This window comes from Zestomonas insulae (assembly GCF_016901015.1).
Lineage (GTDB): Bacteria > Pseudomonadota > Gammaproteobacteria > Pseudomonadales > Pseudomonadaceae > Aquipseudomonas > Aquipseudomonas insulae.
The window spans coordinates 1-16,213 of sequence record NZ_JAFEUP010000002.1; the positions used below are offsets into that span (position 1 = coordinate 1).

Sequence of the window (16,213 nt, forward strand, 5' to 3'; positions counted from 1 at the left end):
GCCGAACATCATGAAAGCGAAGAAGAAGCCGCTCGACGTGGTCACCCCGGACGCCCTGGGCGTGTCCACTGCCTCGACCGTGAAGACCCTCAAGGTCGAAGCGCCGGCCGCCCGCAGCGCCGGCATCAAGGTCAAGACCGTGGCCGAGCTGGTCGAGAAACTGAAGAACGAAGCGAAGGTGATCTGAGATGGCAATCCTGGTAATCGCTGAGCACAACAACGGCGCCCTGGCTGCTGCCACCCTCAACACCGTTGCCGCGGCACAGAAGATCGGCGGCGACATCGTCGTGCTGGTCGCTGGCCAGAACGTCGGCGGCGTGGCCGAAGCCGCGGCGAAAGTCGCCGGTGTGTCCAAGGTGCTGGTCGCCGACAACGCCGCCTTCGCCCACCAACTGCCGGAAAACGTCGCACCGCTGGTGGCCGAGCTGGGCAAGGGTTACAGCCACGTGCTGGCCGCTGCCACCAGCAACGGCAAGAACATCCTGCCGCGCGTCGCCGCGCAGCTGGACGTCGACCAGATTTCCGAGATCACCGCGGTGATCGGCGCCGACACCTTCCAGCGCCCGATCTATGCCGGTAACGCGATTGCCACCGTGCAGTCCTCGGCAGCAGTCAAGGTCATCACCGTGCGTGCCACCGGTTTCGACCCGGTTGCCGCCGAAGGTGGCAGTGCCGCGGTTGAAGCGGTCAGCGCCGGTGGCGACGCTGGCAAGTCGAGCTTCGTCGGCGAAGAGCTGGCCAAGTCCGACCGTCCGGAACTGACTGCAGCGAAGATCGTCGTTTCCGGCGGTCGCGGCATGCAGAACGGTGACAACTTCAAGTACCTGTACAGCCTGGCCGACAAGCTCGGCGCTGCCGTCGGTGCCTCGCGCGCCGCGGTCGACGCTGGCTTCGTGCCGAACGACATGCAGGTCGGTCAGACCGGCAAGATCGTCGCCCCGCAGCTGTACATCGCCGTCGGCATCTCCGGCGCGATCCAGCACCTGGCCGGTATGAAGGACTCCAAGGTGATCGTGGCGATCAACAAGGACGAAGAAGCCCCGATCTTCCAGGTTGCCGATTACGGCCTGGTCGGCGATCTGTTCGAGATCGTTCCGGAGCTGGAAAAACTGATCTAAGCGATCCGCTGCGTTAAGCGAAAAGCCCGCTCATTGAGCGGGTTTTTTGTTGGCTGTATCTCGAGGGAGAGCCCCCTTTAGACCTAGATCCTCGCGCGTGCTTGGCGTCGTGCTGGATTCCCGCCTGCGCGGGAATGACGGTTTGTGCGGGGCCACATTCGCCGAGGCGCAGCGCAGCCTAGTAATCCTCGTCATTCCCGCGCAGGCGGGAATCCAGGTGCATTCGCCAGCGCCTCCCGGACCCGCCAGCACCCAGGTACATAGCCCTCGTTAATCGGCTCAGCCGCGGCTGGCGTCGAGGAAGTCCTGATAGTGCTGGGCGGTTTCGGCGGGACGCTCGAGCATCGGCACGTGGCCGCAGTCTTTCATGATCACCACGCTGGGTTGTTTGAGCAGCGGCTTCATCACCGCGATGCTCGACACATCCAGTACGCGGTCCTGGTCGCCCCACAGCAGCAGGGTCGGTGCCTGAATCTTCGGCAGCTCGGGCTCGAGCGGCACGTAGTGTGCGCGCAGCTGCGCGAAGATGCGGTCGTAGTGGTCGCGGTTGGCCATCGACTGCTCGGCGAAGTGGCGCTTCAGCGGCCCCGGCATCTCCGGCGGGGTGGCGAACACGAAGTGCATCAGCACGTCGAAGTCCTCCGGCTTGCGCACCACCAGCGGGTTGGGCTCGCCGCGCTGCACGCGCTGGAACATCTCGCTCTGGGTCGGCGCGGTCACGCCGGAGTTATTGAGCAGCGCCAGGCTGAGCACCTCGGCGGGATAGCGCGCGCTGTACAGCGCGGCGATATGGCCGCCCATGGAGTTGCCGATCAAGTGCAGTTTGCGGATGCCCAGGGCCTGCACCAGGGCGTGCAGGCGTTCGACCTGGCTGGCGACGTCATAGCTGGCCTCCGGTTTGCTGCTCTCGCCGAAGCCGGGCAGGTCGAGGGCGATGACCTGGTAGCGATCGGTGAAGTGGCGGGCGAAGCGCAGCCAGGTGTCGCGGTTGCCGCCGAAGCCGTGGAGCATGAGGATGGTTTCGCCGTCCGCCGGGCCGCCGGCGTAATAGCGAATGCTGAACTCGCCGACCTGGATGTCCTGGCTGGATAGCCCGGCCAGGCGGCGCTCGACGAACTGCGTGGTGGTGAGCAGCGCGGTGGGCGAGAAGTACAGGCCGGCAGCAGCGACGGCGAACAGCAGGAGGATGGCGAGGAGCAGTTTCTTCATGGCAATTCCCTCTGGCGCATTGTTGTTTGAATGACCGATCAGCCGGGCGCGCCGCAAGGTGAGGCTCGCGCAGCCGTGGGTGCGGCGCACACCACGGCCGGCACCTGCGCATCTTCGGAGCTCGGCGGCTGCGGCGCTATCGCTCTTCGGCGTGATCCGTCGCGGGCGGGACGTGCCAGCGCCGATGTTCTATGGTGGTCGCGTGAGCATACGTGGAGCACTGGCATGTTGATCGACGCGCACAAGGCGACCCTGCTGGTCGTCGATGTTCAGCAACGCCTGATCGGGGCGGTCACCGACCCGGCGGGCACCCTGGCCCGCATTCGCTGGTTGCTGCAGGTGGCCGGCGAGCTGGACCTGCCGGTGGTGATCTCCGAGCAGTATCCGCAGGGCCTGGGGCCGACTGTCACCGAGCTAAGCGCCGTGGCGCCCGCCGCGCGGGTGGTGGAGAAGCGGCATTTTTCCTGCGTCGCGGCCGACTGCCTGCCGGCCGACGTGCTGGCCCGCGAGCAGCTCATCGTCTGCGGCATGGAGACCCACGTCTGCGTGCTGCAGACGGTGCTCGACCTGTGCGCGCTGGGCAAGCAGGTGTTCGTCGTCGATGACGCCTGCGCCTCGCGCACCGCCTACAGCCATGCCACCGGCATCCAGCGCATGCGCGACGCCGGGGCGCAGATCGTCAGCCGCGAGATGGTCGCCTTCGAGTGCCTGCACAGCTCCAGCCACGCCAAGTTCCGCCTGATCAGCAAGACCTTCCTGGTCGTCGAGCAACCCTGAGCCCGGGCAAAAAAAAGGCCGTCACGAGGACGGCCGAATAACAATGTCGGGGGCCACCCAGCCCACCAACCTTGTGAGGGGGATCAGAACTGCGCGTCGTCCATCGCCAGGGCGGCATCGCCGCCGTGCAGCACGGTCGCGGCCAGGCCGCTGGCGCGCGCCAGCTGGTGATCGGCGTAGAACTGCACGGTATGCAGCTTGGCCTGGTAGAACGCGCTGTCGCCGCTGCCTTCGCGCAGGCGCAGCTCGGCGACCAGTGCGCTGCGCGCCAGCTGCCAGCCGCCGGCGACGATGCCGAACAGCTCGAGGAATGGCACCGAGCCGACCGATACCTTGGCCACCGCACCGTCGAACTCGGCGACGATGAACTGCACGGCCTGCTGCAGGGCGCCGATGCCCTGGCCGAGCGCCGCGCCGATGCGGCCCAGGCTGGCGTGGTCGGTCGCAGCGAGCTGCGCCTCGACGGCGCGCATGCGCTCGATCACCAGGCCGATGGCCTGGCCCTGGTCACGGGCGATCTTGCGGCCGATCAGGTCGGCGGCCTGGATGCCGGTGGTGCCTTCGTAGATGCTGGTGATCCGCGCGTCGCGCAGGTGCTGGGCGGCGCCGGTTTCCTCGATGAAGCCCATGCCACCGTGCACCTGCACGCCGAGCGAGGCGATGTCGATGGCGTTCTCGGTGCTGCAGCCCTTGATCACCGGAATCATCAGGTCGACGAAGGCCTGCGCCTGCTGGCGCTGCGCGGCGTCGTCGTGGCGCTGGGCGACGTCCATCGCCGCGGCGACTTCGCAGGCCAGCGCGCGCATCGCTTCGGTGCGCGACTTCATCGACAGCAGCATGCGACGCACATCCGGGTGGCGGATGATCGCCACCTTGTCGCGGCTCTTGGCGCCAGCTTCGCTGCCTTGCACGCGGTCGCGGGCATAGGCGACGGCGCGCTGGTAGGCACGCTCACCGAGGCCGATGCCTTCGATGCCGACCGAGAAGCGCGCGGCATTCATCATGATGAACATGTATTCCAGGCCGCGGTTCTCTTCGCCGACCAGCCAGCCGGTGGCGCCGCCCTGGTCGCCGAAGGCCAGCACTGCGGTCGGGCTGCCATGGATGCCGAGCTTGTGTTCGATCGACACGCAGCGCACGTCGTTGCGCGCGCCGAGGCTGCCGTCGGCATTGACCAGGAACTTCGGCACGACGAACAGCGAAATGCCCTTCACGCCTTCCGGAGCGCCGGGCACGCGTGCCAGCACCAGGTGGACGATGTTGTCGGTGAGGTCATGCTCGCCGTAGGTGATGAAGATCTTTTGGCCGAACACCTTGTAGGTACCGTCGCCCTGCGGCTCGGCGCGGCTGCGCACGGCGGCGAGGTCCGACCCGGCCTGCGGCTCGGTGAGGTTCATGGTGCCGGTCCACTCGCCGCTGACCATCTTCGGCAGGTACGTGTCCTTGAGGTGCTCGGAGCCGCGCAGCTCGATGGCTTCGATGGCACCGCGGGTCAGCATCGGGCACAGGCCGAACGACACGTTGGCGCCGTTCCACATTTCCTCGACCAGCGCCGAGACCAGGCGTGGCAGGCCTTGGCCGCCGAACTCCGGCTCGCAGGACAGCGCGTTCCAGCCGCCTTCGACGAACTGCGCGTAGGCCTTGCGCCAGCCCTCGGTGGTGAACACCTGGCTGTCTTCCCAGCGCGCGCCCTGGCGATCGCCGGCGATGTTCAGGGGCGACAGCACGCCACTGGCGAACTTGCCGGCTTCGCCGAGGATCGCTTCGACCAGTTCCGGTGCCATCTCCTCACAGCCCGGCAGGGCGCCGACCTGGTCGAGGTGGCCCAGCTCGTTGAGGACGAACTGCATATCGCGAAGGGGGGCGTGGTATTCACTCATCGGATGGGCCTCTGCGGGTGAGTCACTGAAAATCGGCTGCAAGGCGCGGCAATCGGCCGGCGCCCAAGGCGGGCGAGGAGTTAACCAAAAAGCCCGTCCGGATCATCCCACCCGTAGTGGGGGGACTGCGCCCCATCCCCGCCACCGGCGGTCGGGCGGACAGCTGAACCCTGAACGCGCGGCGCACTCCAAAAACTGTAAGGCCCGGCAGCGGGCCTGTAGCCAGCGGACCAGGAGGACGGGCAGATGGCGCAATGGACGATTACCTTCAGTAAAGACGACAGCACCCAGCAGATCAGCCTCGAGGCGGCGCGCAAGCCGAGCATGGAGGAGGCGACGCGGCACCTGCTCGAGTGGGCGCAGGCCAATCTGCAGCCCGGCGAATACGGCGACCGCGATGACCGCGGCGACGAGCCGGCGCAGCGCCTGCTGCGCCATTACGGCGCGACCATCACCGGCATCACCCGCGAGTAGCGGAGCGAGCGGTGACCACCCTGCGCATCGCCACCTTCAACGTCAACGGCCTGCGCGCGCGCCTGGCGATCCTGCTGGAGTGGCTGCAGCGCGAGACGCCGGACATCGTCTGCCTGCAGGAGCTGAAGACCGCGGATGCGCAGTTTCCCGCCGACACCCTCCGCGATGCCGGTTACGGGGTGATCTGGCATGGCCAGGCGGCGTGGAACGGCGTGGCGATCCTCGCCAAGGGTATGCAGCCGCTGGAAGTGCGCCGTGGCCTGCCCGGCGATGCGCAGGACAGCCACAGTCGCTACCTCGAGGCGGCGGCGCACGGGGTGATCGTCGGCTGCCTGTACCTGCCCAACGGCAATCCGCAGCCAGGACCCAAGTTCGACTACAAGCTGGCCTGGTTCGAACGCCTGATCGCCCATGCCGCCGATCTGCACGCCAGCGGTCATCCGGTGGTGCTGGCCGGCGACTACAACGTGGTGCCGACCGATCTGGACATCTACAACCCGCGCTCCTGGCACAAGGATGCGCTGCTGCAGCCGGAAAGCCGCGCCTGTTATCAGCGCCTGCTCGCCCAGGGCTGGGTCGATGCGCTGCGCGAACGGCATCCGGACGAGGCGATCTACACCTTCTGGGATTACTTCCGCGAGCACTGGCCGCGCAACGCCGGGCTGCGCATCGACCACCTGCTGCTCAGTGCCGGCCTGAAGAAGCGCCTGCGCGCGGCCGGCGTCGACCGCTGGGTGCGCGACCTGCCGCACGCCAGCGATCACGCACCGACCTGGGTCGAGCTGGCCATGAGCGCGCGCAGGAGCTGAGCGCTGCCACGCACCGTTCCTCGCGCGCTTCCCAGTCGCCGTTGAAAAACACATATCATTCAACGAGATATCTTTGAGTCGCTGGGGTTGGGGATGCTCGCCGCCGTCAAACGCTACAAGCTGCTGTTGTCCGATGCATTGAAGCGTTACTTCCCCCATACCACCGCCTACCTGCGCGCCGAGCGTGACGCCGCGGCGCCCGTACCTGCGGCACCGCGCAAGCGCAGCACCAAGACCGCCGGGCCGGCTGCCAAGCCACGCGGCGCGGGCAAGCCCGCCAGCAAGCCGCGCGGCGGCGCCAAATCGTCGAGCGTCGGCATCTACGGGCCGGCGCCGCTGGCGGTGGAGGCGCAGCAGGTGCAGGCGATGCGCGAACGGGTCGCTGCGGCCGTGACCGCCGGGGTGGTTAGCGCTCCCTCAGAGGAGCAGTGGGCGATGATCCTCGCGCGCCACCCGCACACGCGGATCTTCGCCGGTGCCGGCTCGGGCAAGTCGACCACCCTGGTGCTGCGCGTGGTGTTCATGCTTTGCCACCTGGGCATCGAGGCGGAGCGCCTGACGGTGATTTCCTTCACCAACGCCTCCTGCGCACAACTGCGCGAACAACTACTGCGCGTGCTGGCCTTCTGGCAGCTGCCGTTCGACGCCGCGCAGGCGCGCCAGTGCGTGCGCACCTTCCATTCGGCGATGGGCGTGCTGGCCAAGGCGGCGCTGGGCAACCCGGCCTGGTTCGAGCAACTGGACGAGCGCAGCGCCAGCGACGAGCTGGACAACCCGCTGGCCGGTGGCCGCTTGCGCCCGGCGCAGCAGCGCCTGCTCAAGCAGGCCTACCAGGCCTGTTACAGCGCCGAGCCGGAGTTCCGCGCGCAGGTGCATCGACTGCTTGGCCAGCCGGTGCCGGAGGAGGGCGCGCGACCGGGCAAGGCGCCGCTGGACGCCTTCAAGCTGGCTGGCGAATTCGCCGCGCTGCCGTTGTGCGAGGCGTTCTACGCGCAGGCAGGGTTCATCGAAAGCATCGGCCTGCGCGTCGACCGACTGACCGCGTCGACGTTGACCTGCGGCGGCCGCGAACGCGAGTTCGCCGCCGCACTGGTGAGCTTCTGGCGCTATTTCCAGGCCGCCCTGGCCGAGCGCGGCCTGCTGACCTTCAACGCCGCCTTCCAGCGCCTCACCGAGCAACTGGCCGGCCCGGACAGCGGCATTCCGGCCGCGGCCCTGCAGCCGTTCCGTCACCTGCTGATCGATGAGTTCCAGGACATCTCGCCGCAGATCGTCCTGTGGCTGCAGGCCCTGCAGCGTGCAGTGGCGCACCAGGGCGAGGCGGTCAGCCTGATGGCCATCGGCGATGACTGGCAGTCGATCTACGGCTGGCGCGGCAGCTCGCCGGAGCTGTTCATGGACTTCGACCGGCATTTCCCCGGCAAGGGTCGCAGCAAGCACAGCGCGGTGCTGACCCTGGCCACCAACTACCGCTCCATCGAGGCGGTGATCCGCGATGGTGAAGCGGTGCTGCAGGGCGTGGCGTTCAAGCAGGACAAAAGCAGCCAGGCGGTCAAGGTCAGCCAGCCCGGCGACCACGGCGTGCAGGTGGTGGCGCGTTTCGACGTGAAGACGCAGATGGCCGCGCTGCTCGCGCAGATCGAGGCGCAGTGCGCGCATGTCGCCACGCGGGCGGGCGCCGACCGCACCGCGGTGCTGCTGCTCAGTCGGCGCAACGACACGCTGCAGGCGGTCCAGGCGCAGCTCGACAAGCGCCTGCCGGTCAAGGCCTACACCATCCATCGTGCCAAGGGTCTGCAGGCCGAGGTGGCGATCATCGTCGACGACTGCCTGACGCCGGAACCGCACCCGCTGCGCAATGCGCTGTATGCCGCGTCGGGGTTCTTCCGCAACAGCTATGACCAGGCGATGCAGGACGAAAGCCTGCGCCTGGCCTATGTGGCGATCACCCGCGGGGTCAGCCGGGTGTTCTGGTACACCCAACGGGTGCAGGGCGCCACCCAGCTGCTGCGCAACCGGCGCGGCTGAGCGGCGGGCGGCGCTCAGTCGTCGCGGGTGAGGACTTCCAGCAATTCGATCTCGAACACCAGGTTGGAGTTCGGCGGGATGGCGCCGACCTGGCGTTCGCCGTAGGCGAGGTGCGCGGGCACCAGCAGCCTGCGTTTGCCGCCGACTTTCATGCCCATCAGGCCCTGATCCCAACCCTTGATCACCCGGCCGGTGCCGATCACGCACTGAAACGGTTTGCCGCGGTCATAAGAGGAATCGAACTTGCTGCCGTCTTCGAGAAAGCCGTTGTACTGGGTGGTGATCAAGGCGCCTTTGACCACTGCCTTGCCGTCGCCCAGTTGAATGTCCACCACCTGCAGTTCGTTGCTCATCGCTCATTCTCGAATTCGGTCGGCCTGGATTGGCCGTGCGCGGCGTTTTCGCAGGAAATGCGCGGTATTTCAACCGCCGCTGGCGGTAGTACGCGCCGCCAACCCATCGCAGGTTCGGCGACGCCGCCGGCCGGGCGCGCTAGCCTGAGGGTTCGGATCAAGGAGGATCGCCCGTGCGCCCGCTCATGCTGTTGTGTCTGCTGCTGCTCGCCGGTTGTGCGCAGAACCCCACCGGGCTGCCACTGGAACGCGGCGGCGTGGCGGGATCGCCGAGCCTGCAATACCTCGGGGTGGGCGGCTACTTGCTGCGTTGGCGCGGCGAGGCGCTGCTGTTCGCGCCGTCGTTCAGCAACCCGGCGACGCTCGGCCAGCCGCCGCTGCGGGTCGCCGCCGACCCGGCGAAGATCGACGCGCTGATGCCGCCGGCGACGGACGTCAGCATGCTGCTGGTCGGCCATGCCCACTACGACCATCTGCTCGACGTGCCCTGGCTGCTGCAGCACCGCGCGCCGCAGGCCAAGGTCTACGGCTCGCGGACCATGGGCCATCTGCTCGCCGGCGCCAAGTTGCCCAAGACGCGCATCGTCGATGCGGAAAGCCACATGGCGGTCGGCGCCACGCCTGGGCAGTGGTTCTACTCGCCGGAGCGGCACCTGCGCGCCATGGCGATCAAGGCCGAGCACGCCCCGCATCTGCTCGGCATGAAGTTTCTCACCGGCACTTACGACGGCGACCTCGACGCGCTGCCGCGCTGGGTCTGGCAGTGGCCGGAGGGGCAGACCCTGGCCTGGCTGGTCGATCTGCTCGATGAACAGGGCCGGCCGCGCTACCGCATCCACTACCAGGACGCCGCCAGCCGCCCGCCGCTCGGTCTGCCGCCGCTGTTGCCGGATAGCCAACGGGTCGATGTGGCGATTCTCTGCGCCGGCTCGTGGAGCGAGGCGCCGGGCTACCCGGCGGTGCTGCTCAAACGCCTGCAGCCGCGCCTGGCGGTAATTGGCCACTGGGAAGATTTCTTCGGCAACGACCCGCGCCAGCCGCAGGTGCTGCGCCTGCTCGACATCGACCAACTGCTCGCCACGGTGCGCGACAACCTGCCGGCCGACGGTCAGCTGGCGCTGCCGGTGCCGTTCGCCCAGCTGCCGATGCCCGCGCCGTTGCCCACGCCGCGTTAGCGCGCCAGCAGCTCGCGCAGGTGCTGGCGCACCGCCGGCCATTCGGGGTCGATGATGCTGAAGCGCACCGAGTTGCGCTTGCGGCCGTCCGGCATGATCCGCTCATGACGGACGATGCCTTCCTGCTGCGCGCCGAGGCGCAGGATCGCCGCCCGCGAGCGGAGGTTCAGCTCGTCGGTGGTGAACTGCACGCGCACCGCCTGCAGCACCTCGAAGGCGTGGCGGAGCAGCAGGTACTTGGCCTCGGTGTTGACCGCCGAACGCTGCACCGACTGGCTCAGCCAGGTGTGGCCGATCTCCATCTTGCGGTTGGCCGGGTCGATCTTCCAGAAGCGCGTGCTGCCGACGATGCGTCCGCTGTCGCGCAGCACGATGACGTAGGGCAGCACCGTGCCGGCGTCGCGGCCGGCCAGGGCGGTGGCGATGTATTGTTCGACCGTGTCCGGACCGGGGATCACGGTGACCGTCAGCTTCCACAGTTCGCCGTCCGCCGCGGCGCGCAGCAAGTCGGCCGCGTCGCTGTCCTGCAGCGGGCGCAGCTCGATCAGGCGGCCCTGCAGGGTCGGTTGCGGCAGTGCGCGAGTAGGGCTGGACATCGGCGGCCTCAGGCTTCGAAGGCGGCGTGGTAGCGCACCGTGCCGGCGGGCCAGCGGCCGTCGAACGACAGCGCCTGGAAGTACTCCGGCGGTACGCCGGGCAGCAGCAGATCGGGGCGCACCACAAAGCCGAAGCGCCGGTAGTACGCCGGGTCGCCGAGCAGCACGCAGCCGGCGGCGCCGCGTTGGCGCAGGTCGGCCAGTGCCTGCTGCATCAATTGCGCGCCGATGCCCTGGCCCTGGCGCGCCGGCAATACGGCCAGCGGCCCGAGGCCGTACCAGTCCGGCGCACCGTCGGCGATGCTCACCGGCGACAGGGCGACATGCCCGACCAGTTGCCCGGCGTCCTCCGCGACCAGCGACAGTGACAGTTGCCCGGCCACGCGCAGCCCGTTGACGATGTGCTGTTCGGTGTGACTGGTGTGCGGCGCGTCGAGGAACGCGGCGCTGATCAGCGCCTCGATGGCGGCGTGGTCGGACGGGGTTTCGGGGCGAAGGCTGAGCGGCATCGGGGACCTGCGGCGCGGCGGTGGGGCGGATCGGCCCACCATACCCGCCGTGCTACAGCCGCGCCAGGCCGCCGCGGCGCGGTAGAATCGCCGGGTGAACGCATTTCCCGATCCTACAGCGGACCTCCAGCAGGGGTTCGTCCTCACCCGCCACTGGCGCGACACCCCCGATGGCACGCAGGTCGAGTTCTGGCTGGCGACCGACGCCGGCCCGCGCCAGGTGCGCCTGCCGCTGCAGACCTCGGTGGCCTTCCTGCCTGTCGAGCAGCGCGAGCGCGCCGAAGCGCTGCTGCGTGGCGAGCGCGACGTCGAGCTGCGCGCCCTGGAGCTGCGCGATTTCCACCAGCGCGCGGTGCTCGGCCTGTACTGCCGCCAGCATCGCCAGCTGATCAAGCTGGCCAGGCAGCTGCGCGAGGCCGGGGTGGACGTCTACGAGGCCGACATCCGCCCGCCGGAGCGCTTCCTGATGGAGCGCTTCATCACCGCACCGGTGCTGTTCGGCGGCCGTGCGGATGCCAGCGGCCTGCTGCTCGACGCTCAGCTCAAACCGACCGCGGACTACCGGCCGACGCTGCGCCTGGTCTCCCTCGACATCGAAACCAACATGCAGGGCGACCTGTACTCGATCGCCCTGGAAGGCTGCGGGCAGCGCCAGGTATACATGCTCGGCCCGGCCAACGGCAGCGCCGCGTCGCTCGATTTCGCCCTCGACTACTGCGCCAGCCGCGCCGAACTGCTCGAGCGGCTGAATGCCTGGCTGGCCGAGCACGACCCCGACGCGATCATCGGCTGGAACCTGGTGCAGTTCGACCTGCGCGTGCTGCAGGAACACGCGCAACGCCTGCAGGTGCCGCTGCGCCTCGGCCGCGGCGGCGACGAGATGGGCTGGCGCGAGCACGGCAGCCGCAACAGCCACTACTTCGCCGCGGCCGCCGGGCGGCTGATCATCGACGGCATCGAGGCGCTGCGCTCGGCGACCTGGAGCTTCCCCTCGTTCAGCCTGGAGAACGTCGCGCAGACCCTGCTCGGCGAGGGCAAGGCGATCGACAACCCGTACCAGCGCATGGACGAGATCGACCGCATGTTCGCCGAGGACAAGCCGGCCCTGGCGCGCTACAACCTCAAGGACTGCGAGCTGGTCACGCGGATCTTCGCCAAGACCGAACTGCTCACCTTCCTGCTCGAACGCGCCACGGTCACCGGCCTGCCCGCCGACCGCAGCGGCGGGTCGGTGGCCGCCTTCGAGCACCTGTACCTGCCGCTGATGCACCGCCAGGGCTTCGTTGCGCCGAACCTCGGCGACAAACAGCCGCAGGCCAGCCCCGGCGGCTTCGTCATGGATTCGCGGCCGGGGCTCTACGAGTCGGTGCTGGTGCTCGACTACAAGAGCCTCTACCCGTCGATCATCCGCACCTTCCTGATCGACCCGGTCGGGCTGATCGAGGGCCTGCGCGCGCCGGACGACGCGACCTCGGTGCCGGGCTTTCGCGGCGCGCGCTTCTCGCGCAGCAAGCATTGCCTGCCGGCGATCGTCGAGCGTGTCTGGCAGGGCCGCGAGACGGCCAAGCGCGAGCACGACGCGCCGCTCTCGCAGGCGCTGAAGATCATCATGAACGCCTTCTACGGGGTGCTCGGTTCGAGCGGCTGCCGCTTCTTCGATACCCGCCTGGCCTCGTCGATCACCCTGCGCGGCCACGAGATCATGCGCCGCACCCGCGCGCTGATCGAGGCCGAAGGCTACGCGGTGATCTACGGCGACACCGATTCCACCTTCGTCTGGCTGGGCCGCGAGCACGCCGAGGAGGACGCCGCGCGCATCGGTCGCGCACTGGTGCAGCGGGTCAACCAGTGGTGGCGCGAGCAACTGCGCAGCGAGTTCGGCCTCGACAGCGCGCTGGAGCTGCAATTCGAGACCCACTACCGGCGCTTCCTGATGCCCACCGTGCGTGGCGCCGAGGAGGGCAGCAAGAAGCGCTACGCCGGCCTGGTGCGCCGCGCCGATGGCAGCGAGGAGATGATCTACAAGGGTCTGGAGACCGTGCGCACCGACTGGTCGCCGCTGGCTCGACAGTTCCAGCAGGAGCTGTACCTGCGCATCTTCAACCGCCAGCCGTACCAGGACTACGTGCGCGACACCGTGCGGCGCACCCTGAGCGGCGAGCACGATGCGCTGCTGATCTACCGCAAACGCCTGCGCCGCCAGCTCGGCGACTACCTGCGCAACGTGCCGCCGCACGTGCGCGCGGCGCGCATCGCCGACGACTACAACGTGCAGCAGGGCCGGCCGCGGCAGTACCAGAATGGCGGCTGGATCAGCTACCTGATCACCGTGGCCGGCCCCGAGCCGCTGGAAACCCGCAGCGCGCCGATCGACTACGACCACTACGTGACCCGCCAGTTGCAGCCGGTGGCCGACGCCATCCTGCCGTTCGTCGACGACGACTTCAGTACCCTGGTTGGCGGCCAGCTCGACCTGTTCTGAGAGCCTGCCTACGATCTCCTGGCTCGCGGCCATACCGCGTTAGAAGTGGCACTAATCCAGAAGATCCTATGCAGGCTCTGAGCGCCGCTCCGTTCACTCTTTCCCGCTAGTCTCATCGGACGATGTTGCCCATCCGGCCAGCCGCTTAAATCGCTCTCCATAGCCCGCCCCGGCATTCGCATCGGGGCGGTGGTGCGAACTGAGGAGAGCGACCCATGGATATTCGTGGTCTGGGCTACGTCACCGTGTTGTCCCGCGACCTGGCGCAATGGCGCCACTACGCCACCGACGTGCTCGGCATGATGGCGGTCGACGGCGACGCCAACACCCTGCTGCTGAAAATGGACGAGCGTCCCTACCGCCTGCTGATCGAGCGCGCCGAGCGCGACGGCTACGGCGCCTGCGGCTGGGAAGTGGCTGGCGCGGCGGCGTTCGAGCAGGCGCTGGCCGAGCTGGAGCAGGCCGATGTGCCGGTGCAGCGCGGTAGCGCCGCCGAGGCCGCGCAGCGTCAGGTGCAGGCGCTGGCACGTTTTCAGGACCCGGACGGCAATCGCCACGAGCTGTTCTGGGGCCCGCGCCAGGACTTCGCGCGGTTCATCTCGCCGGTCGGCATCAACGCCTTCGTCACCAGCGAGCTGGGCATGGGCCACGCGGTGCTGCCGGCGCCGAACTTCGACCGCTGCCTGGACTTCTACCAGAAGGTGCTCGGCTTCGGCCTCTCCGACCTGATGAAGGTGCGCTTCACCCCCGATCCGGCCGAGCCGGAGAAGCGCATCCACTTCCTGCATTGCAACAACGCGCGGCACCACTCGCTGGCGCTGTTCGAGTGCCCGATTCCGTCCGGCTGCGTGCACCTGATGGTCGAGGTGGACAGCTTCGACGAGGTCGGCCGCGCGCTGGACCGCGTGCAGGCCCACGGCGTCAAGCTGTCGGCGACCCTCGGCAAGCACACCAACGACGAGATGACCTCCTTCTACATGCAGACCCCGGGCGGCTTCGACCTGGAGTACGGCAGCGGCGGCAAGGTCATGGACTGGCAGCGCCACACCGCGTTCGAAAGCACCGTGGTCAGCCACTGGGGCCATGACTTCAGCGTGGGGAGACAGTGATGGACAAGCGCATGACCGCCGCCGACGTGGTCGGCCAGCTGCGCGACGGCATGACCATCGGCATCGGTGGCTGGGGCCCGCGGCGCAAGCCGATGGCGCTGATCCGCGAGATCCTCCGCTCCGAGCTCAAGGACCTGACCATCGTCGCCTACGGCGGCGCCGACGTCGGCATGTTGTGCGCCGCCGGCAAGGTCAGGAAGCTGGTGTTCGCTTTCGTCTCGCTGGATTTCATCCCGCTCGAACCGTACTTCCGCAAGGCCCGCCAGGAGGCGGCCATCGAGGTGATGGAGATCGACGAGGGCATGCTGTTGCTCGGCCTGCGCGCCGCGGCGATGCGTGTGCCGTTCATTCCCACCGCGGTCGGCCTGGGCACCGATGTGCTGCGCCTCAACCCCGAGCTCAAGCTGATCGCCTCGCCCTATGCCGACGGCAAGGACTGGCTGGCGATGCCGGCGCTCCAGCTGGACGCCGCGCTGGTGCACGTCGACCGCGCCGATGCGCGCGGCGTGTGCCAGATCGAGGGCCCCGATCACTACATGGACGACCTGTTCGTGCGCGCCGCCGCGCAGGCCTATGTGAGCTGCGACGAACTGGTCGACAGCGCCTGGCTGCATGCCCACCCGGAGAAGGCTCGCGCGGTGTTCTGGGAGCGCAACCGCACCACCGGCGTGGTGCACCTGCCGGGCGGCGCCCATCCCTCGTCGTGCGCGCCGCTGTACGGCTTCGACGTCGGCCACTTCAAGGCCTACAACGCCTCGGCCAGTGAGCCGAACGGCTGGCAGGACTATCGCCAGCGCTTCATCGACTGCACCGAAGAGCAGTACCTGGAGCGCGTCGGCGGCCTGGCCGCCATCCGCCAACTGCCGCTGCCGGTGTTCTGAGGAATCGACCCATGAGTGATACCCCCTACAGCCTCGCCGAGCTGATGATCTGCGCCGCCGCCGAGGCCTTCGCCGCCGACGGCGAGGTGCTCGCCACCGGCATCGGCGTGCTGCAGCGCCTGGCCGCCTCGCTGGCGATGCGCAGCAGCAACCCGGCGCTGATGATGACCGACTCCGAGGCCTACATGGTCGGCGAGCCGGTGCCGATCGGCCCGCGCGGTGCCTACCGGCCCCAGCTCGACAGCTGGATGGGCTTCTCGCGGATCTTCGACAACGTCTGGAGCGGCCGCCGCCATGCGCTGGTCGGCCCGACGCAGATCGACCGCTACGGCCAGGCGAACATCTCCTGCATCGGCGACCACGCCAAGCCGAAAACGCAGATGCTCGGTGTGCGCGGCTTTCCCGGCAACTCGATCAGCCACGCCAACTCCTTCCTGGTGCCGGCGCACAACCGTCGGGTGTTCGTCGCCGGCGAGGTCGATGTGGTCGCCTCGGTCGGCTACAACCCGGCGCGCCTGGCGCGCGGCTGGTCGCTCGACGAGATCGACATCCGCCTGATCGTCACCGATCTGTGCGTCATGGACTTCCAGGGCCCGCAGCACCAGGTGCGCATCCGTTCGTTGCACCCGGGGATGAGCGCCGCTGCGGTGCAGGAGCAGACCGGCTTCCCGCTGCACATCCCGGCCGACATCCCGACCACCGCCGCGCCGACCGCCGCGCAGCTGGCGCTGCTCGCCGAGCTCGATCCGCACAACCTGCGCGCCAGCCAACTCAAAGACAACCCGCCGGGCGTGCGCTGAACCGCGCGCCGCA

At 68.5% G+C, this 16,213-nt stretch carries 15 protein-coding genes and 1 pseudogene; 11 read left to right on the top strand and 5 right to left on the bottom strand.

Features of this window, described 5'->3' with window-relative positions:
* A pseudogene (locus JQX08_RS05830) lies at positions 1-187 on the top strand (electron transfer flavoprotein subunit beta/FixA family protein); the annotation flags it as partial.
* Position 188: 1 nt separating this feature from the next.
* Entirely contained in the window at positions 189-1,118 is a 930-nt protein-coding gene (locus tag JQX08_RS05835; RefSeq protein ID WP_204915347.1) for an electron transfer flavoprotein subunit alpha/FixB family protein, read from the top strand.
* 279 nt (positions 1,119-1,397) lie between these two features.
* On the opposite strand, the gene JQX08_RS05840 is transcribed toward JQX08_RS05835, so the two are convergent.
* Positions 1,398-2,327 carry an alpha/beta fold hydrolase gene (locus JQX08_RS05840; protein ID WP_204915348.1) on the bottom strand — a complete coding sequence of 310 codons (930 nt, stop codon included), beginning with the start codon at positions 2,325-2,327 and terminating at the stop codon, positions 1,398-1,400.
* Between the two features lie 225 nt (positions 2,328-2,552).
* Between JQX08_RS05840 and JQX08_RS05845 the strand changes: the two genes are divergently transcribed.
* A complete protein-coding gene (locus JQX08_RS05845) occupies positions 2,553-3,104 on the top strand; it encodes a hydrolase (RefSeq protein WP_204915349.1) in 552 nt (183 codons plus the stop codon).
* A gap of 83 nt (positions 3,105-3,187) precedes the next feature.
* On the opposite strand, the gene JQX08_RS05850 is transcribed toward JQX08_RS05845, so the two are convergent.
* A complete protein-coding gene (locus JQX08_RS05850; RefSeq protein WP_204915350.1) occupies positions 3,188-4,984 on the bottom strand; it encodes an acyl-CoA dehydrogenase C-terminal domain-containing protein in 1,797 nt (598 codons plus the stop codon).
* 246 nt (positions 4,985-5,230) lie between these two features.
* Between JQX08_RS05850 and JQX08_RS05855 the strand changes: the two genes are divergently transcribed.
* From JQX08_RS05855 to JQX08_RS05865, 3 genes are all read left to right on the top strand, one after another.
* Complete coding sequence (locus tag JQX08_RS05855; RefSeq protein WP_204915351.1) at positions 5,231-5,458, top strand: hypothetical protein; 228 nt, start codon at positions 5,231-5,233, stop codon at positions 5,456-5,458.
* An 11-nt stretch (positions 5,459-5,469) separates the two neighbouring features.
* Positions 5,470-6,267 (top strand): exodeoxyribonuclease III, encoded by a 798-nt coding sequence (locus JQX08_RS05860; RefSeq protein WP_204915352.1) that lies wholly within the window; start codon positions 5,470-5,472, stop codon positions 6,265-6,267.
* Positions 6,268-6,360: 93 nt separating this feature from the next.
* Entirely contained in the window at positions 6,361-8,295 is a 1,935-nt protein-coding gene (locus tag JQX08_RS05865; RefSeq protein WP_204915353.1) for a DEAD/DEAH box helicase, read from the top strand.
* A 14-nt stretch (positions 8,296-8,309) separates the two neighbouring features.
* Here JQX08_RS05865 and JQX08_RS05870 read toward each other — a convergent pair whose 3' ends face one another.
* Positions 8,310-8,648 (bottom strand): FKBP-type peptidyl-prolyl cis-trans isomerase, encoded by a 339-nt coding sequence (locus tag JQX08_RS05870; RefSeq protein WP_204915354.1) that lies wholly within the window; start codon positions 8,646-8,648, stop codon positions 8,310-8,312.
* A gap of 173 nt (positions 8,649-8,821) precedes the next feature.
* On the opposite strand from JQX08_RS05870, the gene JQX08_RS05875 reads away from it, so the two are divergent.
* Positions 8,822-9,823 carry an MBL fold metallo-hydrolase gene (locus tag JQX08_RS05875; protein WP_346727578.1) on the top strand — a complete coding sequence of 334 codons (1,002 nt, stop codon included), beginning with the start codon at positions 8,822-8,824 and terminating at the stop codon, positions 9,821-9,823.
* Here JQX08_RS05875 and JQX08_RS05880 read toward each other — a convergent pair.
* The gene (locus JQX08_RS05880; RefSeq protein WP_204915355.1) at positions 9,820-10,419 is read right to left on the bottom strand and encodes a GNAT family N-acetyltransferase; all 600 of its coding nucleotides are present in this window, start codon (positions 10,417-10,419) and stop codon (positions 9,820-9,822) included. The genes JQX08_RS05875 and JQX08_RS05880 overlap by 4 nt on opposite strands.
* Before the next feature lie 8 nt (positions 10,420-10,427).
* Complete coding sequence (locus JQX08_RS05885; RefSeq protein ID WP_204915356.1) at positions 10,428-10,928, bottom strand: GNAT family N-acetyltransferase; 501 nt, start codon at positions 10,926-10,928, stop codon at positions 10,428-10,430.
* Positions 10,929-11,022: 94 nt separating this feature from the next.
* Here JQX08_RS05885 and JQX08_RS05890 point away from each other — a divergent pair, with 94 nt between their 5' ends.
* From JQX08_RS05890 to JQX08_RS05905, 4 genes are all read left to right on the top strand, one after another.
* Complete coding sequence (locus JQX08_RS05890; RefSeq protein ID WP_204915357.1) at positions 11,023-13,410, top strand: DNA polymerase II; 2,388 nt, start codon at positions 11,023-11,025, stop codon at positions 13,408-13,410.
* Positions 13,411-13,625: 215 nt separating this feature from the next.
* Positions 13,626-14,519, top strand: a complete 894-nt coding sequence (locus JQX08_RS05895) for a VOC family protein (RefSeq protein ID WP_204915358.1) — start codon at positions 13,626-13,628, stop codon at positions 14,517-14,519.
* Positions 14,519-15,400, top strand: coding sequence for a CoA transferase subunit A (locus JQX08_RS05900; protein ID WP_204915359.1), 882 nt, complete (start codon positions 14,519-14,521; stop codon positions 15,398-15,400). The genes JQX08_RS05895 and JQX08_RS05900 overlap by 1 nt, the downstream gene beginning before the upstream one ends.
* An 11-nt stretch (positions 15,401-15,411) precedes the next feature.
* Positions 15,412-16,200 (top strand): CoA-transferase subunit beta, encoded by a 789-nt coding sequence (locus tag JQX08_RS05905; RefSeq protein ID WP_204915360.1) that lies wholly within the window; start codon positions 15,412-15,414, stop codon positions 16,198-16,200.
* The last annotated feature ends 13 nt before the right edge of the window (positions 16,201-16,213 follow it).